Genomic DNA, 753 nt, shown 5'->3' with positions numbered 1-753 from the left:
AGCACGGCTACCGCGCCTGCCTGGGCCTGTTGAATCTGAGTCGGCGCTACAGCCGTGATCGCCTGGAACAGGCCTGTACCCGGGCCCTGTCCATCAACTCGGCGAGTTACCAGAGCATCACCTCGATCCTGAAACAGGGGCTGGATCAGCTCCCCCTGCCACTGGCCGAGGAGGAACCGGAACTGACCGATCTGCCTGCTCACACCAACGTTCGTGGCCCCCACTACTACCACTGATCCCGGAGAAACCGATGCTGACTCAAAACACACTCGACACCCTGCGCCAACTCAAACTGACGGGCATGTGCGATGCTCTGGAACAACAACGGGCTCAGCCCGAAACCCACGATCTGGCGTTCGAGGAACGCCTGGCCCTGCTGGTGGATCGCGAACTGCTGCACCGCGAAAACCGGCGACTGGAGCGACTGCTCAGGGCCGCCCGTCTGCGCGTGCCGGCCTGTATTGAAGACATCGACTACCGCCACCCGCGAGGGCTGGAGCGCTCCCGCATGGCGGGCCTGGCCAGCTGTGACTGGATCCGCCAGTCCCTGAACCTGTGCATCACCGGCCCGACCGGTTGCGGCAAGACCTGGCTGGCGTGTGCCCTGGGTAACCAGGCCTGCCGACAGGGCCTCTCGGTGCGTTACCTGCGAGTGCCGCGCCTGTTCGAGCAGGTGCGCATTGCCCACGGCGACGGCAGCTACGCCCGGCTGATGAACCAGTTGCTGAAAACCGACCTGCTGATCCTGGACGA

The 753-nt window shown here is 64.4% G+C and carries 1 protein-coding gene and 1 pseudogene; both read left to right on the top strand.

Translation table 11 applies throughout. The features are described 5' to 3' along the window. Nucleotides 1-236 (top strand): annotated as a pseudogene (locus MLC59_RS19830) (IS21 family transposase); the annotation flags it as partial. Between the two features lie 14 nt (nt 237-250). After that, nucleotides 251-753 (top strand): ATP-binding protein (locus MLC59_RS19825; RefSeq protein WP_248237328.1); only part of this gene is annotated, 503 nt, incomplete at its 3' end.

Origin of the sequence: Marinobacter bryozoorum (assembly GCF_023156245.1) — a bacterium.
Classification (GTDB): domain Bacteria; phylum Pseudomonadota; class Gammaproteobacteria; order Pseudomonadales; family Oleiphilaceae; genus Marinobacter; species Marinobacter bryozoorum.
Note: the sequence above shows the minus strand (reverse complement) of the source record. Positions and strands in the feature narration are given on the sequence as shown.